Source organism: Neisseria arctica (genome assembly GCF_022870905.1).
GTDB lineage: Bacteria > Pseudomonadota > Gammaproteobacteria > Burkholderiales > Neisseriaceae > Neisseria > Neisseria arctica.
Map to the genome: position 1 here is coordinate 1,165,135 of NZ_CP091510.1, position 24,974 is coordinate 1,190,108.

21 protein-coding genes are annotated in these 24,974 nt (G+C 50.5%); 10 read left to right on the top strand and 11 right to left on the bottom strand.

Features of this window, described 5'->3' with window-relative positions; translation table 11 throughout:
- Positions 1-35 precede the first annotated feature (35 nt).
- The 11 genes from LVJ86_RS05270 to LVJ86_RS05315 form a co-directional block, all read right to left on the bottom strand.
- Positions 36-458 (bottom strand): SMI1/KNR4 family protein, encoded by a 423-nt coding sequence (locus tag LVJ86_RS05270; RefSeq protein WP_047761930.1) that lies wholly within the window; start codon positions 456-458, stop codon positions 36-38.
- Between the two features lie 6 nt (positions 459-464).
- A complete protein-coding gene (locus tag LVJ86_RS05275; protein ID WP_244702620.1) occupies positions 465-9,431 on the bottom strand; it encodes a two-partner secretion domain-containing protein in 8,967 nt (2,988 codons plus the stop codon).
- A gap of 70 nt (positions 9,432-9,501) precedes the next feature.
- Positions 9,502-11,277 (bottom strand): ShlB/FhaC/HecB family hemolysin secretion/activation protein, encoded by a 1,776-nt coding sequence (locus LVJ86_RS05280; RefSeq protein ID WP_082131276.1) that lies wholly within the window; start codon positions 11,275-11,277, stop codon positions 9,502-9,504.
- A 275-nt stretch (positions 11,278-11,552) separates the two neighbouring features.
- Entirely contained in the window at positions 11,553-12,002 is a 450-nt protein-coding gene (locus LVJ86_RS05285) for a hypothetical protein (RefSeq protein WP_047761819.1), read from the bottom strand.
- An 81-nt stretch (positions 12,003-12,083) separates the two neighbouring features.
- On the bottom strand, positions 12,084-12,851 hold the full coding sequence (locus LVJ86_RS05290; RefSeq protein ID WP_047761818.1) for a DUF1281 family ferredoxin-like fold protein: 768 nt from the start codon (positions 12,849-12,851) through the stop codon (positions 12,084-12,086).
- A gap of 85 nt (positions 12,852-12,936) precedes the next feature.
- Positions 12,937-13,692, bottom strand: a complete 756-nt coding sequence (locus tag LVJ86_RS05295) for a DUF1281 family ferredoxin-like fold protein (RefSeq protein WP_053008368.1) — start codon at positions 13,690-13,692, stop codon at positions 12,937-12,939.
- Positions 13,693-13,841: 149 nt separating this feature from the next.
- On the bottom strand, positions 13,842-14,606 hold the full coding sequence (locus LVJ86_RS05300; RefSeq protein WP_047761817.1) for a hypothetical protein: 765 nt from the start codon (positions 14,604-14,606) through the stop codon (positions 13,842-13,844).
- 146 nt (positions 14,607-14,752) lie between these two features.
- Positions 14,753-14,887: a hypothetical protein gene (locus tag LVJ86_RS11055; protein WP_268777911.1), complete on the bottom strand. Its 135-nt coding sequence runs from the start codon at positions 14,885-14,887 to the stop codon at positions 14,753-14,755.
- Positions 14,887-15,402 (bottom strand): ParB N-terminal domain-containing protein, encoded by a 516-nt coding sequence (locus LVJ86_RS05305; RefSeq protein WP_047761816.1) that lies wholly within the window; start codon positions 15,400-15,402, stop codon positions 14,887-14,889. The genes LVJ86_RS11055 and LVJ86_RS05305 overlap by 1 nt, the downstream gene beginning before the upstream one ends.
- Positions 15,399-15,839 (bottom strand): hypothetical protein, encoded by a 441-nt coding sequence (locus LVJ86_RS05310; RefSeq protein ID WP_235284628.1) that lies wholly within the window; start codon positions 15,837-15,839, stop codon positions 15,399-15,401. Before LVJ86_RS05310 ends, LVJ86_RS05305 begins: the two co-directional genes overlap by 4 nt.
- On the bottom strand, positions 15,814-16,302 hold the full coding sequence (locus LVJ86_RS05315; RefSeq protein WP_235284627.1) for a ParA family protein: 489 nt from the start codon (positions 16,300-16,302) through the stop codon (positions 15,814-15,816). The genes LVJ86_RS05310 and LVJ86_RS05315 overlap by 26 nt, the downstream gene beginning before the upstream one ends.
- Positions 16,303-16,639: 337 nt before the next feature.
- Between LVJ86_RS05315 and LVJ86_RS05320 the strand changes: the two genes are divergently transcribed.
- From LVJ86_RS05320 to LVJ86_RS05365, 10 genes are all read left to right on the top strand, one after another.
- Complete coding sequence (locus tag LVJ86_RS05320) at positions 16,640-17,563, top strand: ParA family protein (protein WP_047761815.1); 924 nt, start codon at positions 16,640-16,642, stop codon at positions 17,561-17,563.
- The gene (locus LVJ86_RS05325; protein WP_161796064.1) at positions 17,556-19,184 is read left to right on the top strand and encodes a ParB N-terminal domain-containing protein; all 1,629 of its coding nucleotides are present in this window, start codon (positions 17,556-17,558) and stop codon (positions 19,182-19,184) included. Before LVJ86_RS05320 ends, LVJ86_RS05325 begins: the two co-directional genes overlap by 8 nt.
- On the top strand, positions 19,174-19,767 hold the full coding sequence (locus LVJ86_RS05330; RefSeq protein ID WP_047761814.1) for a hypothetical protein: 594 nt from the start codon (positions 19,174-19,176) through the stop codon (positions 19,765-19,767). Before LVJ86_RS05325 ends, LVJ86_RS05330 begins: the two co-directional genes overlap by 11 nt.
- A gap of 4 nt (positions 19,768-19,771) precedes the next feature.
- Positions 19,772-20,503 (top strand): hypothetical protein, encoded by a 732-nt coding sequence (locus tag LVJ86_RS05335; RefSeq protein WP_053008367.1) that lies wholly within the window; start codon positions 19,772-19,774, stop codon positions 20,501-20,503.
- Positions 20,504-20,505: 2 nt separating this feature from the next.
- On the top strand, positions 20,506-21,561 hold the full coding sequence (locus LVJ86_RS05340) for a hypothetical protein (protein WP_053008366.1): 1,056 nt from the start codon (positions 20,506-20,508) through the stop codon (positions 21,559-21,561).
- Positions 21,562-21,602: 41 nt separating this feature from the next.
- Positions 21,603-22,079 (top strand): hypothetical protein, encoded by a 477-nt coding sequence (locus LVJ86_RS05345; protein WP_053008365.1) that lies wholly within the window; start codon positions 21,603-21,605, stop codon positions 22,077-22,079.
- Positions 22,080-22,176: 97 nt separating this feature from the next.
- A complete protein-coding gene (locus tag LVJ86_RS05350; protein WP_047761813.1) occupies positions 22,177-23,238 on the top strand; it encodes an AcaB family transcriptional regulator in 1,062 nt (353 codons plus the stop codon).
- A gap of 356 nt (positions 23,239-23,594) precedes the next feature.
- Complete coding sequence (locus LVJ86_RS05355; protein WP_152667082.1) at positions 23,595-23,858, top strand: hypothetical protein; 264 nt, start codon at positions 23,595-23,597, stop codon at positions 23,856-23,858.
- 462 nt (positions 23,859-24,320) lie between these two features.
- Positions 24,321-24,767, top strand: coding sequence for a single-stranded DNA-binding protein (locus LVJ86_RS05360; RefSeq protein WP_047761811.1), 447 nt, complete (start codon positions 24,321-24,323; stop codon positions 24,765-24,767).
- A 14-nt stretch (positions 24,768-24,781) separates the two neighbouring features.
- On the top strand, positions 24,782-24,973 hold the full coding sequence (locus LVJ86_RS05365; protein WP_152667081.1) for a hypothetical protein: 192 nt from the start codon (positions 24,782-24,784) through the stop codon (positions 24,971-24,973).
- The last annotated feature ends 1 nt before the right edge of the window (position 24,974 follow it).

Sequence of the window (24,974 nt, forward strand, 5' to 3'; positions counted from 1 at the left end):
TATGGATTTTAAGTTGCATGCAGGCTACGGCTTGCTTATCCATTATTTATCCAAACTTGATTTATCCATGAGCTTAGATTTGGCCAGCATTCTTCAGTAAGTCCGTTACTTGTCCAAAGGTGAATACTTTTATCTTCTGTTAGGCAATAATAATCGCCATTATCTTCGCAGATAGGAAGCCAATTACTGGGAACACCAAGCAATTTGGCCTCTGAAATAGCGTGACTAAGTTCACTCCTACTGGATTGGTCAGCAGTTATTACCAATGGTTCAATGAAGCCATAAAGTATATTACTGGCATTTTTTAGAAAAAATTTGTACTCTTCGTCAAAATGTAGACCAATTATTTTTTCATATTCTGCAATTAGATTGTCATCTGGCAATGGGATTTGTATTCTATTTCCTTCTGCTCGATTAATTAAATCTAAAATAGTTGATTTTAGCTCTTCATTTTTCATAATTTATTACCTTTCAAAATCCTTTGCTCTATTAGTCCAATAGTTGGCTCTCCACTTATTAAATTCTACCCTATTGATACCTGAAGGTATATTATTCCCTGTATTAATGTGAATAATAGCAGAATTTTTTTGATGAAACGTTTGAGTTACCTCTGCAATTGGCCCGTTCTGTGTTTGTATCATATGGTGGAGGTTTATCGGTTTGCCATCAGGACCAATAGGAGCCCTACCCATTTTCATCAATTCTAAATTTGTCTTTCCCGTCTTAGAATCAATAAAATCAGGTTTTATTAAATCATCTCTTTGATACACTATATTTCCAGAGAATTGAACAGGTTCTTTTGACCAATAGTTTCGCTCTTGCTTAAAGTATAATTTAGCAGTTTCTGAATAATTGTTAGTAGAGTAAGAATTATTTCTGACAGCTCTTCCTCCCCCAGCCATCTCCCCATCAACAGTCGACATAACCCGCTGCCCCAAAGGCTGGCTAAATTCCCTGCCACCCACCTTCAAACTCTTGTTTCCCAAAAGCTTGACGGCAACGGTCTTGGTCGCTTTACCAATCCCCAAGCCCATCAGTTCAAACTCAGGATACACCGGAATAAGGCCGACTTCTCCGGTGCGTATGCCTCCTAATTTGCTGATGTTCGTCAATGGAACTTCTTTGTCAAACATAAAGCCTTCTTTGGCTCTGCCGGATTGCTGGACTATTGAAGCCAAGCTTTCCACTTGGTTTTTAAAGTCCTTACGTACCTTGGCATCGGATTGATAGGCTTTGATGAATTCAGGGCTCGCAGCCAGAGCATCCATCTGTTTCAGACGGTTTACTGCAATCAGGCCGTCTGAAATAGGGTGATCGGCTCCTACTTTATCCAAATATTGCAAAATTGGTGCAGATGGTTTGCCAAGACCTGAAGGAATGGCAGCCAATTGCTGTTTGGTATAAGCAACAGATTGTTTTGCTTCGTTCTGTTTGGCCGTACATGCTTCAATTGAACCATATACCGAACAAGCTTGTGCCAATTCATGATTGCGGCGTTTGCTGATTTCTTCAAGTGCTTTGGCTGCTTCAGTATAACAACGTGCGCCTTTTCCTTGGCATTGGGCAATCTCTTGATGGTATTTAGACCAGTCTTTCGGAAGGAGATAATTATTCTCCACCGCATTCTGCCCCGCCGCAGCACCGATTTGCGCGTTCAAAGCCGAACCACCGGCCAAACCGCCCGATACCGTGCCGAATACCGCCGATAAGTCGCTGACCAGTGTCTTTTCCTGCTCACCCAATATGCTCGGATTGGTCGCTGCTTCTTCGCCAAACAGGGTTTGTGTGAGGGCTTTGGCCGCCAGCTCGCTGCCCGCGCCGCTGACGGCACCGGCTTCAAAGCTGCCGCCGTTTACGGTTGCCAGTATGCCGCTGTTGAGGGCGTGGCCAATCAGTTGCAAAGCTTCATTCGGATGGCTGCCGTTTTGACCGAAAGTTTGGCCGATCAGTTGGGCGGTGTACGGGCTGGCGGTATTGACCGCTGCCTGAACTTCGCTTTGTCCGCCAAGTATGCCGGTAATCAGTGTCGTACCTGCGTTTAAGGCGCGGGCTTTGCTGCCGCCGGTTTCCCATGCTTTCACATTCTCCCGTGCTTCGTTCAGACGGCCTTGTGCGGCATCAATATCGCTTTGATTGCCGCTGAAGGTTGCCCCCATCAGTTCTGTTTCGGCATTGCTGAGGGCTGCTTGGGCTTTGGACAGTTGGTTTTGGCGGTAAACCGATACGGCTGAAGCCACATCTGCCGTGGCCTTCGCCACAATCTGCTGTTTCTCCGTAATCTTGGCCAAATCGGGTAGGGCAGCAACGGCTCTGTGCGCGCTGCTGCTGTCGCTGTGGATGCCCAGTTCCTGTACGGTGGTGTCTTTACCGGCTATGTTCAGACGGCCTTCGCTTAAGGTGGCGTAGGTGGTGCTGCCGTCGCTGCCTTTTTCGTATTGTGGCAAAGACGGGCTGAAGCTGCTGCCGTCGGTGTAGCCCGGTTCATTGTCGGGGTTTTCGCCATAGCCGCCGCTTAAGCCGACATTAGACGCGCTGTAGCTGCTTTGGTTTTGGATGTGTTCAAAGGTAAAGCGGTTGGCGGTCAGTTCGTTTTGCTCTTTCGGCGCGGTGGAGGCAATCGCGCCGCCTTTGAGGTGGACGCTGTCGGCGTTGATGTGGTAGCCGCCGTCTCCGGCGAAGAGGCCGGATTGGGCAGATACCGTATCGCTGCTGCCCGAGGCTTTGCTTTGGCTGAAGTTGCCCGAGGCTTCCCATGCGGTGCCGAAGGAAATCTGCACCCGCGCACCGGCGCTGCTTTGTTTGTTTTCCTGCTCGAGATGGTCTTGGACGCTTTCGATGTTCAGACGGCCGCTCACACCGGCATCGATGCGGTTGGCGGTGGCCGCTGCCCCTTTGAGGGTGGTATCGCCTTCGCTCGCCAATTGGATATTGTCGGCTTTGAGGGTGGTGTGGTCGTGGGTTTGGGCAAGATAACGGTTTCTGCCTTTGCTGCCGCCGACTTCGCCATAGGCGTACACACCGGTTTGCGCGCCCACGGAAGCGCCGACACCGACCGATGCGCCGAGGCTGCTGTTTTTGCCGTCGGCTGTTTGGGCGGATTGGCCGGATTCAAGCAGCAAATCTTTGGCCGAATCCAAACGGATGGTATCACCGGCTTTGGCTTGGGTGTTTTGCAGACGGATATCGCCTTCGGTCGATTGGATATTGAGGTTGCCACCGGCATTTAATACATTGCCTTGACTGAGGCTTTGGCTTTGGTCTTGGCTGCTGTTGGCGGTTTTGAAGCCGAAGCCGACTTCTGCTTTGGCCAATGCGCCGCCGCTGGTGGCGGTATTGTAGGCGGAATAAGCTTGTGCGCCGGCCGCCAGCGTTTGCAGTGCTTGTGTGCGGTCGTCGGCTTTGCTCTTCACCGCGCCTTCGGCGGCATTCACCAAATCAATCAGCGGCGAGGATATTTTGGCAAAGGTGCCGATTTTGACATCGCGCTCGGCTTGGTGGCTGCTGCTGAGGTTGTGGTCGGCCAATACGTCAACGCTTTTGGCGGTGATGTTGAGGTCTTTGGCCGCCAATACGTCGGCGACTTGCTGGGTGTAGTTGCCCCCGGCCTGAATGTTGACATGGCCGCCCAAACTGCCGACTTGTGATTTGACCTGCTCGACTTGGCTGCTGTTGCTGTCTTGGCGGTTTTTCATCCAACCGGCGAAGTGTTCGGTATCGGAAATCACCGCCGTGCCGATGCCGCTGGTGATTTGGCGTTCGGATTGGCTTTGGCTATTTTGGGTGGAACGGATGTTGATGTCGCGGCCTGCAATCAGGGTAACGTCATCTTGGGCGGCAATGCTGCTGCCCAAGATGTTGATATCGGCTTTTTGCGCCTGCAAGAGGGCTGTGCCGCCGGCAGACAATTGTGTGCCGGCGGCTTTGTCGAGGTTGCCTTGCGCGTTGCTGCGGTCGTTGAAGGTGCCGATCGGAATGGCTTCGCGGTTATCAATGCTGAAGCCGCTGCGTTTGCGCTCGCCGCTTTGGGCAGCCGTATCGCGGGCAAAGCCCAATTCGATGCTTTCCGTGGCCGAGAGCAAGGCATTGCCTTCGGCGGCGAGTTTCGCGCCTTCGCTGCGGATATTGCCATCGGTGGCAATGATGTTCAAATCGCCTTGTGCTGTCGCTGCGGTCACGACTGCCTGAGTGCCTTCGCTATGGCGGCTTTCGCTGGATTTTTGACGGCCTGCAGTGAAGACGGTTACTTGGGCAGCTGCATGAATGGCTTTGCCGATGGCATCGTCGCGCTGCAGGGTTTTGCCGACAACAGAGTCGCTGTAACCGCTGCTCTGCATATTGCGGTCGTAGCTGGCTTTGGCTGCTTCAAACGGATTCACGGTGATGCCGACCGACACGCCTGATTGCTTGGCTTCCATACGGCTGTCGCTTTGCGAAGCGGTATGCGCGGCGTTTAAAGACATATTTCGGCCTTGCAGGGTCATATCGCCGCCTGAGGCCAAGACAGCGGCTTCGGTGGTCAGATTGTTGCCCGCAATTATGGCGGTGTCGCCCGCAATGCTGCCGACTTGGGAAACCGTCAGGCTGGTGGCCGCGGTGTTTTGATCGAGTTTTTGCGATGATTTACCCACGCCGACGCTGACCACACCGTCTTTAAAGCCGCCGGTCAAGCCAGAACGCTTACGTTCGTGGAATTCATGGTCGGCATAAATGTTCTCGGCCGCCGTGATGTTCACATCATTGCCTGCTTTCAACACAGTACGGTCGTCTGAAACCACATTGCTGCCGCGCACATTCACATCCTGCTCGGCCTGAACCACCACTTCCTTGCCTTTGATGCTGCTGCCCACCGCTTCATCGTGTTGGCGGCGGTATTGGTCGAGCGATGTTTTTTTAGACACGAAGCCGCTGGATTTGCTGTAAACCGATTCGTCCAAATCCAGGGTTTTACGGCCTTCGGTAATATCGACATTGCGGCCGGAGAGGGTAATCCTGCCGTTATCGCTTTCAATACGGCCTTGGCGAATGCTCAAATCATCTTTGGCCGAAACCAACACATCCCCCGTCGCGCTGATGCTTGTACCGGCTTCGGAGGTTTGGCTGATGTGGCGGTGGTTTTTATCGCTCAATTCGCCCTGTTTGCCGTGTGACCCGAGTTTGGCGGTGCCCAAATCGATGCGGCCGTCGGAAACGATTTGGGTTTTACCCTTGGCCGCTTCGTTGCGCAGGTTGGCGGCGACGAAATCGATGCTTTCGTTGGCTTTGAGGCTTAAGAGGCCGTCTGAAGCGTGGTTGACATACAAACCGGCGACGCGGTCGATTTGGCTTTGGCCGTTGCGCTCGTTGCCGCCGGTGACTGTGGTAGAAGCAACGCGGATACGGTCGGCTTCGACGGCCAAGAACGTGTCGGCGGCAACGGTGCCGCCTTCGATGCTGACGTCTTGGCCGCGCAAACGAACTTTACCGCCTTGGATGACGCTGCTGTTTTGAATGTCGGTGGCGGATAGGTCGACAATCTTGCGTCCGGCCAGTGTGCCGCTGTTGACGATGCTGCCGGCGCCGTCCATCGCCAGTTTGTCGGCACTGATTAAGCCGCCGTGGGCGTTGATGTCGCCGGGTTTGACGGTGAGGTAGACTTTGGGTGCCAATACGTCAACCGTGCTGCCGTCGATTAAGGTCAGGGTTTGCGTTTCCAGCCAGACGATATCGGAGGTGAGGCGCGCCACCTGTTCGGGCGAAAGGGCGATGCCCGGTGTGAGCTGCTGCTCGCGGGCAAAGGTAATACCGGCTTCCATCAGGGCTTTGAACTGCTCTTCATCGTTGCTGTAGCCGTCGAGGCGGCGGTAGCCGGTTAAGCGGGCGATTTGCTCGTTGACCAGCTTTTGCTCGTAATAGCCGTCGCCCAGGCGTTTGTGCATGCTGCTTGGGTCGAGGTTGAGGGCATTGAGCATATAGTCGCTGCCCAGCCATTGTTTGTAGTTGGCAAAGGCGGGATCGGTTTCGACCAGATACGACGGGTTGGCCGGGTTGACGGCATACAGGCTGGATACGGGCAGTTGGGTGTCGGTATTGAGGGTTTTAACGGGTGCGGGGGTGCTGTTTGAAGGTTGGATATCTGTACCGCCAATTTGTGCTTGCTCTGCGGATGCAACAGCCGTATCGCCTTGGTAATGGCTTTCGGTTTTGACAACATTCAGGCGGAAATTGGGGGTTTTGACCAATTCGGCATCGGCAGGGGCGGGACGGCGTTCAAATTTATCTTTTTTCTTGCTTTTCCAATCATAATAAACATGATGCCAGTCACGGCTTGCACCGACTTTCATGGTGACTGATTTGGCGGTTTCGTCATCAAGGTTTTTAATCGGGTAAATCGGTGTGTCAAGGCTGCCTGCGGCCAGAATATGACTTTTGTCGTTGGTTACGTCTGCGCTGGCAATGGTAAGATTGCCGCCGGAGAGGATACGGCCGGGATTGCTGCTGTCCACTACGGTTTCTACATCGTATTGCGTGTAACGGGTGCGGGTGTAGTCCTCATGATATTGCCCGTTATTCAATACTAAGGAACTAAAGCCGGCGCGATGATGAATGTCTTCTTCTGTGTATAAAGTCAGCCCATGGTCTTCATTGAAGTTATAACCCCTGTTTTCCATTAAGTATTCTGTAACTTGCTTGCGGCTGCCCGGCACTTCCTGGTGGGAAGAACGGTAATTGCTGTTACGGTTGAGCAGTATATCTGCTGCAATATGCATATCCCCTTGGGATTGGATTTCCGCGCCGCTATTGCCCAGTTTGGTGGCTGACCCCTGTGCCTGATGCTGCTCATCCAAACTGCCGCCGATGTTCAGGCTGCCTTCACTGGATAGCTTGGCACTTTCCTGATTGGTGATGTCTTTCGCCCCCACAGCCAAATGATTGCGCGCGGCGATGGCGGCGGCTTTGGTTTCGCCATTGGCCGTTTCTTCTTGATTTACCAGCTTATCCGCTTCAACCGCCACCCAGTCGCCGTATACGCGGCCGCTGCCGATGTTCAGCACGGTGTCGCCCGCTTCTAAAAGGGTGAGACCGTTGCTGTTGATTAAGCCGCGGTTGGTGATGTTGTCTGCTTTGAGTTGCGTATCGCTGCCGGATTGGATGATGCCGGCGGCGGTGTTGCGGATGTTGTCGGCTTCCAAGAGGGCGAAACGGCCGCCTTCCAGCGTGTAGCTGTTGTTGATATCGCCTTCGCTGCTGATGTTTAAACCTTGCCCGGCGCGGAGGTCTTGTTCGGCGGTAAAGCTGTCTTTGAGCTTGAGCGACAGGTTTTGATTGGCGGCCAGCGTGCCTTGTTTGGCCAGTATTTTGGCTTGGATATCAAGGTTTTGTCCGGCCAGGATTTCGCCTGAGGTGTTGTTCAGCGTTAAGGTTTGCTGATTGCCGTCGTGGATGCGGATGTCTTGAGCCGAACCAATCAGGCCGCTTGAGTTTTCGAGGCCGTCTGAAACCTTGAGTTCGGTCAGTTCATCGCTGCGGATTTGGCCTGCGGTATTGTCCAGACGGGCGGCTTCGGCTTTCAGACGGCCTGTGTCGATTTGGCCGTTTGGGTTGGATAGGGTGGCTGCTTTGATATCGGCCTGTTGATTGACGGTTAATTTGCCGTGGCTGTTGTCGAACGTATCGGTTGTTGCGCTCAATGTGCCGCCGGATTGTAAGTTGCCTTCATGATTGTTTAAGGTTTGGCCGTTGAAGGCAAATGATTCGGTTGCAGTCAATGAGCCTTGGCGGTTGTCCAATGTTTGCGCGGTCATCTCGGCTTGGCGGGTGATGATTTCGCCTTCGCGGTTGTCCAGCAATGCGCCTTGGGCATTGAGCTTGCCCAAATGCAGTTTGCCGCTGTTGGCCAAGCTGTTTTGCGTGCTTAATTCAATACCGTCGTTAGCGGTGAGGGTGCCGCTGTTTTCCAGGCCGTCTGAAACTTTTAAACGGCCTTGGGCAAGATTGAGTGGCGCGGCTGCGGTTTGGCTTTGACTTTGGGTAGAACCTGCGCCGGTTGCGGTGGTCGGCGCGGAGGGTGCAGCAGGGGAAGCATTGCTGCCGTTGTTGGAAGCATGGTCTTGCTCGGCATAACCGATTAAACCGCTGTTGTTCAATTTGCCTGCTTCAATATTGAGGCTTTGCAAACCGGTTTGCGCCATATTGCCGCTGTTGTTCAGACGGCCTGTTTCGATGTCGAAACGGGCAGCCTGCAGGGTTTGGCGGTTGTCGAGGTTTCGTGTACGGATATTCAGTTCGTCGGATGAGGTGATCAGGCCGCTGTTGTTGACATTCGGACTTTGAATCGCGGTTTTGCCTTGGGATGACACGGTGCCGCTGTTGTCAAACGCCGTGGCTTGAATGTTCACACCCGCCGCTGCGCTCGAGCGTTGCGTATTGTCGGCGGCCACCATGCTGCCGCTGTTGCCGATTTTACCGTCGGCACTCAGCGTTACACCGCCGGCGGTGGCAAAGGCTTGGCCGGCATGATGAATGGCCGAGCCTTTGTCGGTAGAAACCAGCGTAATTTTGTTGGCATACATGCCGCCCAGTTGTGCGGTGTCGATGGCCACAGCAGGAGCAGGGCGGCCGTCTGAAATTTGGGTGTGGCTGCCGTCGGCCGCTACATCGTTGCTGCCCGATACCACGCTTAAATCTTTTGCCCATACACCGGCATTGATTTGCGCGGCACGAGCCAGAATGCGGGTGTAGTCGGCACTTGAAGTGTCCAAACCGCCGCCGTTGACGGCGATATGACCATCACGCACTTGGAAGCCGCTAAGGTTGCCGTTATCAAACAGCGGTTTGCCTGTGGTGAGCGTTACCCCCGCCGCATTGATAAAACCTGCGCCGTTTACTTGAATACCGGCAGGATTGGCCAATACCACATCGGCACGACGACCCGCCACTTCGATATAACCGTTCAGCAGCGACGGATTGACGCTGTTGACCTGATTCACAATCATCTTGGCTTCGCCGCGCGCCAGCCACGGATTACCCTGTATCCAACCGGCCTGCTGCGTCTGCACATTGCTGCGGCTGTTGTTCAAGATGGCACCGTGTTTATCCACGTCGAATTGGCGGTATTGGTTCACCGACACGCCGCCTGCGCTCGGGGTTTGGATGTTGACTTGCGGCAGCCCATTGGCCGTCTGTAAAACGGTGGGTTGTTGGCTCAAAGGCGCGGACTTGTCCGCCGAAATCCCTGCGGCATAGGCCGGTACCATCACGGCCGAACCGACCGCCAGCAACACCGAAAACGCCGCCGTGTGCATTTGAAACTTGGCAGCACCTTGCGAGAGGCCGTCTGAAACAGCCGCTTCGCTGTCTTGCACGTTTTTACCGTCGCGGGTGGTGTTTTCGGCAACGGCCATCATCATGCCGCGCTTTTTATTGAAGATGACTTTGTAGCAGGTTTTGTTCATGGCGGATTCCTATGAAGCAAGAATACCCCCATGCCTTCGGTTTTCAGACGGCATGAGGGTAGGGAAGGGATTAGAAACTGTAATTCAAATTGAAGCCGAACGTGGTTTTGGCCGTCTGAAAGCGGTCGGGTTTATGCAGTGGCTTGGCGGCAAATAAATCGTAGGAAAGCGTTCCGCCCGCTTTGCTTTGGCCGCGCACACCCAAAGCCGCACCGCTCAGGCTTTTGCCGAGCAGGTATTCGGCAGACGGGCCGGAAACGCGGCCGGTGTCCAAACCCGCATAAAGCTGATGGTTCGGACGATACTGCCAAGACAAATCATTGCGCCAATACCAGCCGCTTTCGGCAGATAAAGTGGTTTCACCATCAAAACCGCGCACGGTATAACGGCTGCCGATGGCCAGTTTGTCTTGCGGCGTTAATGGCGTTTTATGCCATTGGGCATGGAGGTTGCTGTCGAGGGCGAAGTTTTGCCGTCCGATTTTAAACGGTACATTCACACCGGCATCGGCAGTAAGGATTTTCATGCGTGATGTGCCTTCGCCAAAGGCTTCTTCGGGCGCAGACAGGCTGTCGTTGCGGCCGGTACCCCGTTTGTAACCCAAGCCCAGATTCAGCGTGGCTTGGCCGATGTATTCCTTATGGCTTAAATGGGCAGACCAACCGGCCGTGCGGCGGCGTTGCACTTCGATTTCCGCATCATTGATGAAGCTGTGCGTTTCACGCTGCCATAATTTGAATGCGGCATGGGTTTTACGGCGGGCATCACGGTAAAGCAGGCGGCTTACACCGACATCGCTGTTCCAACTTTTACCGTTGTAGTCATACACCTCTGAATCCCCGGCCACCGCCTGATGATAGCGGTAGTAGCTGTGGTTCCAAGACCATAACCATTTGCCGAACGGCACCGAATAATGGAAGGCATAACCATTGGTGCCGCCTTTAACCGTATGGCCGTCTGAATCCGTTGCCGCCGAACGTGTGCCCAAATCATGGTTATACGAGGCATAAAACAAATCGCTCAAACCAAAGGGATTATCGGCAGAGAAAGTCGCATTGCCCTGATAGCGGCCGGTGGCTTTGCTGCCGGAGTTGTCCAAACCCAAAGTCAGGCGGTAGGGAACGGTGCGCTGCTGCCATTTCACCACCACATCGCTCACATCCGGTTTTTCAGACGGCACAATCTGAATATCCGCCTCGGCAGTTGGAACGCGTTTGAGGTTTTCCAAACCCTGTTCCAAATCGCGCAGGTTCAATAGGCCGTCTGAAGCAGAAGGAAATTCGTTTTGAAATGCAGTAATCCGACCGACATGGATTGCTGCGGCATGGCTTTCATCAAAACGGATGCGGCCGATTTTGCCCACCATAACCGTCAAGACCAGCTTGCCGCTGTTCAAGTCTTGCGGTGCCGCCAAAATTCGCGTGGTGGTATAACCGCGCTCGATCACCGCATTTTGTGCCAAAGTCATGATGTGGTTAATGCCTTGCGCACCCAAACACATCCCGGGCTTGAAACCGGATTGTTTGATGGCTTTATTCAGTGCAAATTGGAATTTGTTTGCAGAATCGCCAACCAAAGAAATGTCGTGAACGGTGAAACAGGGCGATTCGTTTTGAGGAAGCAGCAATGAGGAAACGGCTTCTGCGGTTCGGTCTAAGCGCACATCCGGGGCAGACTGCATTTGCTGCTCAAGTTGGCGGAGACGTTGCTGCTCCTGCTGGGCTTGTTCTTGCTGAATCAGACCTGCTTGTCGTTCATCAGCCAGAGCCGGCATAGCCGCAGTTGCCAGCAAAGCGAACGGCAACATCAATGAACGGCAGCTTGAAGAAAAGTGAAAGGCGGACATGCTTGGAACCTGTAAGGTGGTTGACTGAGTCATGTTATTGGAATAGGGTAAAGAAAAGCAAAGTTCATACAACCAAAGGTCAATTATTTGGATGGTCGGCCACTTCAATTAGTAATTTACTTGTTATTTTATATAATCAATACTCTATTTGAAATTTACCTTAAATTTAGGGCCGAATGAATAAATTGCGTGATAGCAGGGTAAATCCACGCTATTTCAGTCCAAGTAGATATTGATGTTGCATAAAAAACGGCTGCCGAAGCAGCCGTTGGGGTTTAGCGTTTACCGCACAGAATCAACAAATCTTCCAGGTATTTCAAAAGGTACTGCTTTTCCACCGGCCAATGGCGGTCGGTGTCAAAGGAATACCACGAACCTGTCCAATCGTTGATGAACCACGCCGTCGTCCAAAAACCATTGCTGTGGCTGGCACTGTTGATTTCCAGCTTGTCCTGCCGGATTTTACCGCCGTAGCCTTTTGAATGAATCAGAATTGGGATGGTGGCGCTGCTTAAAACATCGGCATAACGGCTGCGGATGGCCAAGGCCAGCATCAGTCGTTCGGCATCAATTTCGATGGCTGCCTCCGGGACGGATAAATCATTTTCGTCGCTGCACTCAAAGGCACTGCCGTCATCACGCGTTTCGGGCAGCTCCAGATAAAGCATGACGCGGTGGTCGTAGATGTTGCTGCAGGGGTAAAACTTCAGTTCGGATTCATACATACGTTGCTCCTTCAGATACAAAGAGACGGATGTATGCCCTGACGGGATACACCCGTCGGGTGGGTTGCTTTTCAGACGGCCTTATTCGTCATCATCTTCCTCATCTTCGTATTCGTAGCCGAACACTTCGATGGCAAACTGACGGATATTGCGGCCGCTGTCCGACACCTGCTCGTCAATCAGGACAGCCCCTTCATTACGATACCGCCCGGCTACGCCGTTGCTCTCCTCGAGATAGATGGCTTCAAAGTCCAGCGTAGGAAAACCTTCGACAAGTGCACGGTAAAAACCTTCCGGCGGGCACCATGCGGATTCGAAGGAAACTGTCAGCTTTCCCGGAGCCGGTGATACCCGACAATAGAAGGCTTCTCTGCCGACTCCCCAATGCTTGGTTCGCCACGCATAAGCACTCATCTCTCCGAACACCTGCTGGCAAGCCCGGGCGGATTCGAATACGTCGCGCTGATAATCGTAGCGTTCAGCCAAGTCGGAATCGGCATTCAGACGGCCTACCAAATCATCTGCCGTCATTTCCTGCCAGCCGGGAAAGTCTTCGGCCAACTTTTCAGCCAAAAGACCGGCCGGGCCGGTGCGGTCAGGCTTCAGGGCTTCGGGTAACAATGTATCCGGTTCTGCCCGAGCCAGTACGATCATCAGCAGATTGAGTGCATGGTAATCGAGTTTGGCCAAAGTTTCAGGAACCGGCAAAAGGCCGTTGAAATCCAGAATCAGGCCGTCGCCTTTGCCTGGGTGGTTTTCGTGATTCTCACGCACAATCAGTGCGGTGAGGCGGTCGATTTCCGGCTGTGTGCCGGTCACGGTAAAGCTATTGGAACACCAATTAGGCATAACAGACTCCTTAAAAAACAGGAGCAGTATGCCCCCTGAGGGGCAGACCGCCCCTCAGGTTTACAGGTTAAACAAATGCGGTGGGTTACTCGTCATCATCGTCATCAAACGTCCAACCGAAGTGCTCCTCTGCGAAAGCTTTAAAATCGCCATTTTCACAAGGAAAATCCTCCAGTAGGCCGTCTGAAGCGGTGAAGGTACCGGCAAAGCAGCCGCCTTCGTCGATGTAGCGCACCATCATTTCGACACTCGGAAAAGCTTCAGCCAGAATCTCGAACAGAGGTTCCGGCGGCGACCACGCGGTGTCGAAGGTAATGGAAAACGAAGTATCCGACCATTCGTTGAGGTACTGATGGTAGGCATTCCACTTGGTTCCCCAGTGGCGGTTGCACCATTCATACCAGGTCGGGCAGCCATGCACGGCAATGTTGCGCTGAATCTGCTCCAGATAAGGCCGGTTGAGGCCGATTTTCTCGAGTGAACCAGGGGTGGACAGTACCCGCTCTTTCAGACGGCCGACCGTATCGGTCTGCCAATCCACAAGCGTTTCAAAGTGCTGTTTCAGTCTCGATGCGAGCCAGATCTTGCCGAATGCTTCATCAGACAAAAGCCAGTCGTCTTTCATCGTCAGCCAGTCCTCGGCACTGGATGACATCGAACCGTGCTCGATGTCCATACCTTCCGGCTGGGGCAGGAGGGTGTTGAAATCGACCACCATATCCGGCAGCTCAGGGCTGCTTTTTTGGTCGGGAATGCCGGCTCGGAACCACGCGGCTTTCAATTCGGCTACTGCTTCGGCCGGACCGTTTACGGTCATGATGTTGGTAACATGGTTAGGCATGATATTGCTCCATAAAAAAGGAGCCGGACACCCCTGACGGGGCATCGCGACCCCGTCGGGTTAAAAACAGGCTTGCGCCCGGTTGGATAAAGTTACCGCCGGCAAAACCGGCGCACATTTCAGGTAACAAGTGCTTTTTAAAACAGCCCTTACTTCAGGCTGTCGAGATAGGCTTTGACGGTATAGCAGGCCCAGCGGTAAACCACTTCCCAGCGTACTTTGGCCGGCACTTCCAAAATCTGGCTGTGTTCGTGACCGAAGTCTTCCAAGGAAAAACCATGATCAGACATCCACCAAGAGATGGTTCTGCTGTTGCGCCGGTACAGCCATTCCGCATCGACTTCGTCCAGCTTGTCTGCCAGAACGCTTTCGATGTTTTGCAGGCCGTATTCGACATCTTTCAGCAGATAGGCAATGTCGTCATAACCACCGAAATTCGCAGCGACGGGAACCAGCAGGAAATCCTGCGGCTGGCCGTTGGTGCAATCAGACACCGCCTGCATCAGCAGGGCGTAATCCACAGCCCGGCCGACCATCATGCTGCCGAATACTTCTCGTGCAACATCATCGGACAAGGTACTGAGGAACGCCGGTTGGCGGTAGGCAGCCAGCCAGTTTTCCCGGTTGGGAAGCGTCGGGATTACCACCGCCGCGCTGTAACAGTTGTCACTGCGGCTCGGCATGGATTCATGCACGTTTTCGTTGCGGATATACTCAGCCACCGGTAGGACGGCATCGACCAGATCGCCGGAATAGCCCAGCTCGCGCAGTCTTTCGCCAACTACGTCTGCCGGTTCCGGATATTCCGCATCCGTCATCCGCAGCACTTGGCCGTTTAAGGCTTCGGACGCACTTGCGGCCGCCTCGAATTCGCGGTGGAACCAAACGATATAGGTATTGGAAACGGTGTTCACGGTGAAACTCCTTTTTGAAAATCGGAATACCGCGAACCCTGACGGGACGAAGTATCCCGTGTTGGGTTGAAAAAAGATTCCCACCGACACCTAAGGTGTGGGTGGGAATCGGGTGTACCGCTGCGCGGTACGGGTTGAATGTTACTTCAGATTCTGTTTTTGCCGGCTTTCATTTTTTCTTCATGCTCTTTTTTCAGTTTGTTAACCGAATGTCGGGCAATAAAGAAAAACGTCCAGACCAGTGCAAGCACAATCAGCAGAAATACAGTCAATGAGTCCATCAGTCCTCCCCCTTCCTGCTCATCCATGCCTCAATCGGGGCTTCACTCAGTTTGAAATACGGCAGAATTGCAATCAAGCTGGCTTTGGTAACATCTTCAAACAATTTGTACCAAAAGTCAAACAAGTGCTTTGCCATCGGAAGACGTATCAGATCAGAAAGTGTCATTCTCTCTGCTCCTGTACGCATTTGGATTTTAAACACAATTTGCAGACGCGTATTACCACCCTGAGCCAGGACATAATGGCCTTCATCCGGACGCTGGGTCACATGAACAGGCTGTTGGATACCTGTCGCACGGATAGACTCCTTGATAGCCGCATAAGCGGCGGCATCATGGCGGCGGCGCGGGTTCTTGTCGAAAAGCTCGATTTCCTCAACCGGCAGATTCATAAACATACCGCTGCCCATGTGGGGCTTATCAGTCAGATTCATGGCGGTTTGTGCAGGCGTGCCCACGTGCAGACTCAAGCCTGCCAAACCCTGCGTGAGTTTGTTTCTGTTTTCCAAACTCATGATTGCACCTCCGCTGCACGGTTTTCTTCAGGAAGGAGGGTACTCATGTCATTAAAGCAGCTGCCGCGCAGTTCACGTTCTTTGATTCCAGGAAAAATCTCATAAACGATGTTGTGTATTACTTCGTAGGCGGGCATCAGCTTACCGGGGTGTGTTTGCTCGTGGCAATGCACCGGTACGCGCAGAGTCGCCGCCTCTTTGTAGGATTTGGCTTCCGGCACATGGGTTTGGAGCAGTTTTTTACGGTCATCGAGTGATGCGCTGAAAAATTCACGGATTTCCTGTGCAATCAGCTTGGCATCTTTGCTGCGGTCTTGGGCATAGATGACGGCGCGAAGCTGGGGCATAGCCAACCCCATGACTTCGCCTTGAGCAAGGCGTGCCAAGGCTTCCTGAGTGCCCGTGACAAACTCACGGGCACTCAGGATTTCGGGCATGATGGGGGTTAATCAGACAGCCTGAAGCGAATGCGGCTGCATCCTGCAAAGGACCGACGGCACCTTGGGTATCAATCAGAATCACGTCGTAGTTATTTTGGAAAAAAGGATTTTGCAGTTTCGCTTTCAACAAAAAGGCACGGTCGGCGCGGTTGGCGATTTTGGTTTGGATGTCGGCCGAAATATTATTGGAAACGATGATGTCCAGATTCGGAAAGACGGTATGGGAAACGGTCGAACGCACATTGGCATCGGAATTGTCGCCCAAAAGCAGCTCGACAATCCCGTGCGGCGCACGGTAGCTGAGCGGATAATATTTGGAGAGTGACGGCTGGACATCGGCATCAACCATCAGGACACGGAGGCCGATATCGGCAAGTACGGCTGAGATGTTGGCCAGCAAAGTGGTTTTACCGACCCCGCCTTTGGTTGAGGTGGCGGCTAAAATTACGGGTGCAGACATAATTTAAACTTTCTAAAACAGTTGGTTAGGTAAGAATAAATATCTCTGCAATAATATTCGGGAGTGGGAGGCTCCGATGTCGCATTTCACAGCCGTGTCATTTCAGGCAGTCATAAAATTTAACATAATATAAATTATGCGAAATATCAAATGTCATATTTATTAACTAATTGTTGCATATGGTTTTTCAGCTAAAACCAAAATCAACCGAAATTTGAATAGAACCTTAATTCTATTTGTTTCATTAAATTTCGTTAGATTTTGATAGCAATGATTAACAAACTTGGATGTGAGCCAGTATGAAAACCTCCTAATTAATCACGGAGTGTTTCAAAAAATGACTGCACCATTTGTACTTACCAGCGCATCCACCAAAGGTGGAGTCGGTAAAACGACAATCATCGCAAATCTCTCAGCCGTCTTAGCGGACATCGGGATGCGTGTATTGATGATCGATGCCGACATCCAACCAAGCCTGTCTCGCTATTATCAGCTGCATCAAACAGCTCCCTGCGGATTGGTTGAGTTGCTATTCGACGAACCGTCGGAATCATCTATTTGTTCTACCATTTCATCAACGATTTATCCAAACTTGGATATTGTCCTGACGAATGCGTTTACGGCAGACCTGCAAAACAAAATTTCGTCACGCTTGGACGGCATCCTCTTGCTCAAAAACAAGCTAAGACACCCATATTTTGCGCAAAATTATGATGTTATTTTAATTGATACGCAAGGAGCCAGCGGCCCGTTGCAAGAGACTGCATTTTTTGCATCTTCCTGTCTCTTGGCTCCAATCATGCCTACCGCCCTGTCTGCCCGGGAGTTTAACTCCGGTACGGATTTGCTCTACCAACGCCTTGAGCAAGGACGTGGATTGGGATTGGAGGTTCCGCCAATGCGTGCAGTCATCTGCGGTAAAGACCGCACCCGTGACGCGCGTGAAATCACCGAAGAAATCCAACGTCATTTTAACCGCAAAATCAATTTGGCAATCAACAGCAGTCATCAACTGCTAGACACCATTGTGCCTTACTCAAAAGCGTACAAAGAAGCAGCGACACGACGCGTGCCGGTACATTGCCATGAGCGCACAACTCAAAATAAAGAGTCATTATCAGCTTATGACACTATGCACGCCCTGCTCTATGAGCTGTTCCCGGCACTAAAAGAATCCAATTACCGTGGAAGTTGTTTCAACGACATGACGAATCTGCTTCTTCCGGAAGAAACCAAACTTGAGGAGCATGGCCATGACTAATCCCCTGCTCCAGCTTGGTAATAAAACGCCGCAACCTACCCCAACCAGCGAAACCCGCCCGGGTTCGAAAGCGCATGATTTAACGGCTTTGAGCCTGAATCTCGGAGTACCGAATAAATCCGGAATGGATTTATCGGTCAAGCAGGTTGCATTGCCCGGAACATTCATGACATTGTCGGTCGAAGAAATTGACTTTTTCGAGCATAACCCTCGAAAACATCAAGATGCCGAATCGCTTAACAGCTTGAAAGAATCGGTACGGGCTGCCGGTATCCAGCAACCCGTACATGTAACGCAGCGGCCGGGAAGCAATCGGTATGTCCTATCGCAAGGCGGCAACTCGCGTTTAAAAGTATTGAAAGAGCTGTTCGCCGAAACCGGAGAACCGCGTTTCGGCCGTATGCCCTGTATTTACCAAGAATACAGCAACGAAACCAATTTGCAGGTTGCCCACTTGATCGAGAACGAACAGCGGGCAGAAATGTGCTTTTGGGATAAAGCCTGCGCTTACGGAGAGCTGCGCGACATCATGCAGCAAGAGGCGGATCACCGCCTCAGCCTCCGGGAGTTGGAAATTCTGTTTCAAGACTACGGTTTGAGTATTTCCCACAAAACCTTGGGATTGTTCTTCTTCGCCGAAGAAAACTTGAGTGTCTTGGGACAGATGGCCGTTGACTTATCCACTTCGAAAACCGAGGTGCTGCGCAAATTACACGGCACCTTGTCAGCAGAAAGCAAAAGACTGCAACAGCAAGAGTTATTCGATGATTTTTGGCTGTCATCGGTCGAAAACTGGGTCAGCAATCATACAGTTTTTGATGCAGTGGAGCTTGCCGATTTTATTGACGGCCAGTTCCGGGAAATTTTTGATACGACAGACGATACAGATCCGCCCCAACCGGCTCCATCTGCCAAACAGGCCGTATCGGCTGATTCAGCCTCTCAAAAGGAGGAACCTGCAGCAGAAGTCGACAGCTGTCTGCAAAGCCGGCAAGGACAAGAATTACCTGAATCAGCACAATATCAAGAGCAGGACTTTCTACAATCGTTGGATGAGCCGTCAGGAACGGTTCATGGGGTGGCCAATCCGCCCCATGAAACGGAAGATGCGGAACAACAACCTGCTACGTTTGCAAAAACCGACATCTGTAAGAAGCTGCATTCGGTTATCCGGAAATGGTTATCTATGGTTAACCTGCATAACTGCTTCCGCAGCCATCCGGGCTTTAAATACGGTTTCTACATTGAGTATCCGTCATTTGAATCTATTACCCGTAAACCGGGAGCTTACTGCCTGATTGATTCGCTGCATAACGATGCAGGCAACGTATTTGCCTACCTGTCCAAATTCAGCGGGCAGGAGGCTTGGGTATATGACGATACCGGCAACCCCGGTAATCCGATTTTAACTTTAGGAGACGCTTCCAAACTCAAAATCGCATATCAGGACCCCGATAAGTTGGATGAATTCAATATCGGCGGCATCGGAGACCGTTCGAATCTGTTGGTTAAGGTATTTGACTGGCAGACCGAAAAGGATCACCCGTACCAACCGCTAATTGAAGAAATTATTTCACTTACCAAACAATTCAATGTATTGGGAGAAGATGATGAGCGATAAGAAAAAAATGGGAACCGTTTACCGATTAATCCAAGGAAATAATCACATAAGCCATGTCATTCTGCAACGCTTGGCGTCAGCACCACACAGCCGGGGCGAAGCATCCTATAACGCAATGACGATTACTTCGCAACGGGACACTTTGCATGAATTAGGCACTTTGGATGCGCGTATGCTGCAAAAATTAGCGGAGACGGCATTCGATGCCGTCACTGTCGAGGTTGATTTAATCCGTCTGAAAACACTGATTGAAGAACTCAAAAAACAGGTTTCGGCGGATAAGGATATGCAGACCAAAATCCGTTGGCTTATTGAGAACGATGCCAGCAATCAGCAAATTTTGGTTTTATGCCCCTTGGCCGAGCCGCAAGACATTTTTGATTTAAGGATTCAAATGGGGCGGCCGGTGAAAAAAGGCCGTCTGAAAATGCCGCCGTTTAACGTAAGGCTGGAGATGATCGACTGCTGGAATAGGACGCTGTCCAATCTCAGTATGTATGATCGTTTTTGCGAGCTGAAAACAAGGTTCCCGGACTACACACTGGGTCAGATTTACACTGTTATTACTTCGGAAAAAGGATGATGCTATGAAAAACCTACCCCTTAGCCAGCCTTTGAATCAAACTTTAGCATCATTTCAGGATTTTCAGCCCACGGCTGCCGACTTGGCTACATTATGGGAAGAGCCGATTACCTACGTTAAGCAATTTGCAGAAGCCTTGCAATGCGTGAATCTTGGTTATTTCATCAGCTACCTTACCCAAAAAATTATGCCCGGCGAATGGATCAAGCTGAACGACAAGGTCGTCAGCGGTGAAACCGGCTTGTCACCTAAGCAATGGCGCATCATCCGTGACCGCCTGCTCAGTCGTGAATTATTGCTTAACCGCAGAACATCGGCCGGATCGGAGTTTACGCTTAATGATGAGCTGCTTGAGGAATTGATCCGCCAGCATAGCGACATTACCCCTGCGGGTATGTTTGCAGCCCCTTTAACCATCAACCGCCTGCATCTCAAAGCGTTGACAGCTGCCGGCTTGTCCTTTAAGGCGGTACTGCTGTTGTCTTTGATTCAGCAGGAAACACCCCATAAGGCTCTTGGCCAAAGGGGTGAGTTATCCGATTGGATTACCCTGTCTGAAAAGCAGGTGTCCATCCTTACCTGCCTGACTTATGCCGAACAAAAAAGCGCACTGGAGGACTTGGCATCGATGGGAATCGTAGAGTATGACACTATCGGATTCCCTGCGGCGCGGCATTGCCGTTACAGCCTGAAAAGGCTTGCTGAAATTACGGCTTCGTATCTCCGGGGGAATTAATTATGTCAGCAAATGCAGTTATCAAGCTGCCGCCGGCACCGGTCTTTAATGGCCGGCTGGCAGACTGCTGGCAAGAGTTACAGGGCGGACGCTCTATTGTCGTGTACCGCTCCTTGATTGCCATCAGCGGCAATCTTAAAACGGCAGTCATGCTATCACAGTTACTTTACTGGACAATCAACGGTACCCAAGTCGAAGAAAATAATGGCTGGATTTATAAAACCATCGATCAGATGGAGGAGGAAACCGGCCTGACAAAACGCGAACAAGGTACTTGTAAGGACAAACTTGAGGAGCTGAAGCTGATCGAGCGGCAGCGGCACGCTTTCGGCGGCAAATTGGCATTACGGGTCAATCTGGACGAATTGGTGAATGCAGTTTGCCGTTTTTACCGTGTGCCGGGCTGCCCTGATTTAAACCTGCAAACCCTGCGCAGTAAAAGCTCTCTATTCTTTCGGAAGTATTTCGGTAAGCGTGTAGCCTACCACCGTGACCTTGTCACTCTGACGGGCGATATTCACGCGGCAATCATGTTGTCGCATATCATGTCCGAATCGGTACGGTACGGCATCAATCAGTCTAATCCTAACCGTCATGCTTTTGCCAGCCTTACCATTAACGACTGGTTATCTACGATTGGCATCTCTTACAAATCTCAGCTCAATGCGCGTAAAAAACTCAAAGAATTGGGTTTGATTTTGGAGAAACACTTCATGGCCAGCCGTCGGATTTTCACCTTGGCTGATGGCCTCAATATCATCAAAATGCTCAAAAAAGCGGTTACTGCCCAAGAATCGGAAAAAAAGGCAAGAATGGCTCTGAAAGCCCCGTATTCATCCAGTTTTCAAGAAAGGGCAAAACCAGTTTTTAAAAAAGGGCAAAACGTTGTAAATCAACAAGTTAAAATTTCTGAAGATTCCCACGAAAATATGACATTTAGAAGTGACAAAAGGGAAAATACAGAAGTGACAAAAGGGAAAATTAAGAAGTTACAAAAGGGAAAATTAAGAAGTTACAAAAGGGAGAATACATCAGTAACGAAAGGGAAAATACAATAGCGACAAAAGGGAAAATTATTTTAGATTCTGATTACGATAAGTTGTTATCTAGCGATAACAACAACTACAAAGATGGGTTGCCAGCTCCTGAAGAAAAAGCGCAACCGGACTGCTCAGGTTCTGTTGTGGTTGTTGAATCTGTTTTTTATTGGCCAAGATGTTTTACTCGCGAGAAGCGAGAAGCGGCCATAAACCTGTTTACAAAACAGCTGCCGAACACCGCAGTGGATCGCCTGCAGGAAATCCTTGATGAAATATCCGGGCAGAAAAAGGCAATATCCAGCCCAATGGGATTGTTGGCGACTTTGGTTAACCTCGAAAAGCAAGGTTTCTTGGAGTGTTTGGTTGCTCCGACCGTCAAAGCCCGTAGGTATGAAAACCTCAAACGTCAGGAAGCTGAACAGTTACGCTTGCGTGAACTGACTCAACAGGGTGATTCTGATAAGACTGCTGAACCGGGTTCGGAAAAGGCGAGGTTCAAAGGGCTTTTAGCGAAGCTCAATAAAGCCAAGCACTAAGTTTTACCGCCTATTTAAGCGATTTTTATTTAAATTCTTACAAAATCATTTATATTCGCTTAAAAGTATTTAAATTTCATTAAAATTGGATTTCATCATGGAAATTTTAAAACAACAGTTTGTTATCAAGCCGCACACCATTGCCGTTACACAAGATTTTGAAATTAAGGTGGCCTCGAAAAGCTCCCCGTTCAGCGATGGTTACGATATGGCCTTTGCTGCCGCCAAGCTCGGAGACAAAGTCAATGGCACGGTACCGGAAGATGATCCGGATTACCGTGATTGGGAAACTTTCAAGGCACATGAGTTGCTGCTGAAAAAACATCTGAAAAAAGTAACGGGGCGTTCCCACAAGCTCGTTTGGGGTGAGTACGAAATCCTTTCGAAAATCGACGAACGTTTTGACGGAATGGCGAATCTGCGCAACAAAAGCACGGACAGTTTCATGCTGCATACCAAGCAAGGAATGCGTATGTGGGATGGCAATGACAATCATCGCGATGGAGCCAAGTGGCCGGGGATCCGTTACGGCCTGAAACTGTCGAATGACCTTATCAAGCTGGCCAAACAAGACAATCCAATCGCTCAGTACGAGCTGTTACGGTTCGAAAAAGAATTGGTTGAGACCGAAAAGTTTTTTGAAACGGAGGCCGCCAATATTGAGCAGAAACTAGAGCAAGAAAGACAGAACGGCATCAACGTGTCGATTATGGTTAGTCAAAATCCAAAGGTGATACCGCTGTACTCAATGCGCGGCTACGGTTACAGACTGATCCGTCTTTTAACCAGCTACGATCACTTTGTATGCGGCATTAAAACCATCAGCATTAAGGGCATCATCTCCAATACCCAAGCTCGTGAAAAACTGTATGGCGGCGGCCGCCAATTACGACGCTTGTTGCAAATGCTTTATGATGCGGTATCCCTGCTTAATGCCATTGCGGAATTTAAGCGGGAGTCTGTTTTGGATGAAACCAATCGTCAGAAATTGGCGAATGCGGTGTCAGAGGGATTGATTAATCCGTTACCGTTATCAGTTTGGCGTTATGAAACAATGCCTGCTTTTGTATATATCCGTGATAAATTAGATGATAGCCGATTGGAACAGATCATTGATTTCGCAACTCAGTGCGGCATGGTGCTTTCCGAGGATGAATAGTAAGCGGTTGTAACGGGGGGTTACAGGCTGTAACCCCCCGTTACAGTTTGGTAGACATGTAAAAATGGGAATTTTCGGGCATGAAAATGAAGCAATCTAAAACAGTAGTCAAATTGACTAATGTTAAAAGGCTTTTAAGGGTAAGGGGCTTAGAGGAAATAGAAAACCTTATTACCGAAAAAGAAAGTCAGCTGTTAAAGCTGATGGATGATGCCCGTAACTATTGTGAAGAGTGTAAAAAATACGATTTCGTCTATACGGTAACTTATGTCGGGATACCGATAAAGGCTAAGACGATACCGGCCGCAAAACGGAAGATACTGCAGGTTCCGGAGGTCAAGTTTAGAAAATACATCATGTCAAATTCGAGAGGTACGGTTTCAGAAAGGCGCGATATTAATACATGGGACGAGTTAAGTGCCAAACTGGATGAAACCAATGCTTCCCTCGAAGAACGGCAAATCCACATGTTTATGTTCATACAGTTTAAGGTCATATATGCCCAAGCACGGGTAGTTGCACAAGAACTGGTATCTCTATACGGGTTAAAGTCGGATCGGGATGATATGTTTGAATTTGAGTCGATGAAAGTTTCCGCGATGCCTAAGATTATGTTGTGATGGTTTTGTATAATATGAACAGCCCTTCGGGCTGTTTTTTTATGCAGGCCGGCCGTTACCCGGTTTGCTGTAACCCCCCGTTACAGCTGCACACTCCATTTTCCGGTGGCCGGCCGTTACCCGGTTTGCTGTAACCCCCCGTTACAGCTGCACACTCCATTTTCCGGTGGCCGGCCGTTACCCGGTTTGCTGTAACCCCCCGTTACAGCTGCACACTCCATTTTCCGGTGGCCGGCCGTTACCCGGTTTGCTGTAACCCCCCGTTACAGCTGCACACTCCATTTTCCGGTGGCCGGCCGTTACCCGGTTTGCTGTAACCCCCCGTTACAGCTGCACACTCTTTGGTGCTTGACACAATGTTTCATCGTGATTTAAAATTAATTACCCTTAATCTCATGATGGGGTATTTCATCTCAAATGTCTGCGTCTGCCCCCTTCTTTTAATTTTTTTGGAGCAGAACAATGACTATTCACATCGAAGTCCAAGGAAACCTTGGGCAATCTCCTGAATTGCGCCCAGTAGCATCTGATAAAAGTAGTGAGCCAAGCCTTGTGCTTAACTTCTCTATTGCTTCTTCACGTTTCAAAAAAAATGAAGAGGGCCGACTTGAAACCGTCGGCGAACCTGAATGGGTGAATTGCGAATACTGGAACAGGGATGCTGCTCATCTGCATAAACTGCTTCAGAAAGGTATGCCCGTTTTTGTCAAAGGCGAAGAAATTCAGGAATCCTATACTGATCGTGACGGTAATCTCGTCAAGGCGCGCAAAGTGCGCGTTCAGCAGATCTATCTTGGATTGACAAAACGAATTGAAAACATCGTCTTACGGCCTAAACGCGAGCAACAGCCGGGAGAGCAGAATGGCAATCCAAACTCCGATTCAGATGATAGTGATATTCCGTTCTGAGTCACATATTAAATATGCACTTTAACCATGACCGCAGAACTGCCCGTGAAGAAATCGGGCAGTGGCTGCGTATCGTTTGGCAGGAAGTCAAAGGCTATCTGTTTAAGATGGTAATCTGCTTAATCATACTGGCTGCTTTGACTTACTGCTTCGTCACTTCCTTTTTTGTGTTTTTCCTATGGTTTAAGTCATCAATTCCCGAATAAG

Coding starts and splice junctions, on each gene's coding strand:
- LVJ86_RS05270 (WP_047761930.1), bottom strand. CDS start 458: ATGAAAAATGAAGAGCTAAAATCAACTATTTTAGATTTAATTAATCGA.
- LVJ86_RS05275 (WP_244702620.1), bottom strand. CDS start 9,431: ATGAACAAAACCTGCTACAAAGTCATCTTCAATAAAAAGCGCGGCATG.
- LVJ86_RS05280 (WP_082131276.1), bottom strand. CDS start 11,277: ATGTCCGCCTTTCACTTTTCTTCAAGCTGCCGTTCATTGATGTTGCCG.
- LVJ86_RS05285 (WP_047761819.1), bottom strand. CDS start 12,002: ATGTATGAATCCGAACTGAAGTTTTACCCCTGCAGCAACATCTACGAC.
- LVJ86_RS05290 (WP_047761818.1), bottom strand. CDS start 12,851: ATGCCTAATTGGTGTTCCAATAGCTTTACCGTGACCGGCACACAGCCG.
- LVJ86_RS05295 (WP_053008368.1), bottom strand. CDS start 13,692: ATGCCTAACCATGTTACCAACATCATGACCGTAAACGGTCCGGCCGAA.
- LVJ86_RS11055 (WP_268777911.1), bottom strand. CDS start 14,887: ATGGACTCATTGACTGTATTTCTGCTGATTGTGCTTGCACTGGTCTGG.
- LVJ86_RS05305 (WP_047761816.1), bottom strand. CDS start 15,402: ATGAGTTTGGAAAACAGAAACAAACTCACGCAGGGTTTGGCAGGCTTG.
- LVJ86_RS05310 (WP_235284628.1), bottom strand. CDS start 15,839: ATGCCCGAAATCCTGAGTGCCCGTGAGTTTGTCACGGGCACTCAGGAA.
- LVJ86_RS05315 (WP_235284627.1), bottom strand. CDS start 16,302: ATGTCTGCACCCGTAATTTTAGCCGCCACCTCAACCAAAGGCGGGGTC.
- LVJ86_RS05320 (WP_047761815.1), top strand. CDS start 16,640: ATGACTGCACCATTTGTACTTACCAGCGCATCCACCAAAGGTGGAGTC.
- LVJ86_RS05325 (WP_161796064.1), top strand. CDS start 17,556: ATGACTAATCCCCTGCTCCAGCTTGGTAATAAAACGCCGCAACCTACC.
- LVJ86_RS05330 (WP_047761814.1), top strand. CDS start 19,174: ATGAGCGATAAGAAAAAAATGGGAACCGTTTACCGATTAATCCAAGGA.
- LVJ86_RS05335 (WP_053008367.1), top strand. CDS start 19,772: ATGAAAAACCTACCCCTTAGCCAGCCTTTGAATCAAACTTTAGCATCA.
- LVJ86_RS05340 (WP_053008366.1), top strand. CDS start 20,506: ATGTCAGCAAATGCAGTTATCAAGCTGCCGCCGGCACCGGTCTTTAAT.
- LVJ86_RS05350 (WP_047761813.1), top strand. CDS start 22,177: ATGGAAATTTTAAAACAACAGTTTGTTATCAAGCCGCACACCATTGCC.
- LVJ86_RS05355 (WP_152667082.1), top strand. CDS start 23,595: ATGTCAAATTCGAGAGGTACGGTTTCAGAAAGGCGCGATATTAATACA.
- LVJ86_RS05360 (WP_047761811.1), top strand. CDS start 24,321: ATGACTATTCACATCGAAGTCCAAGGAAACCTTGGGCAATCTCCTGAA.
- LVJ86_RS05365 (WP_152667081.1), top strand. CDS start 24,782: ATGCACTTTAACCATGACCGCAGAACTGCCCGTGAAGAAATCGGGCAG.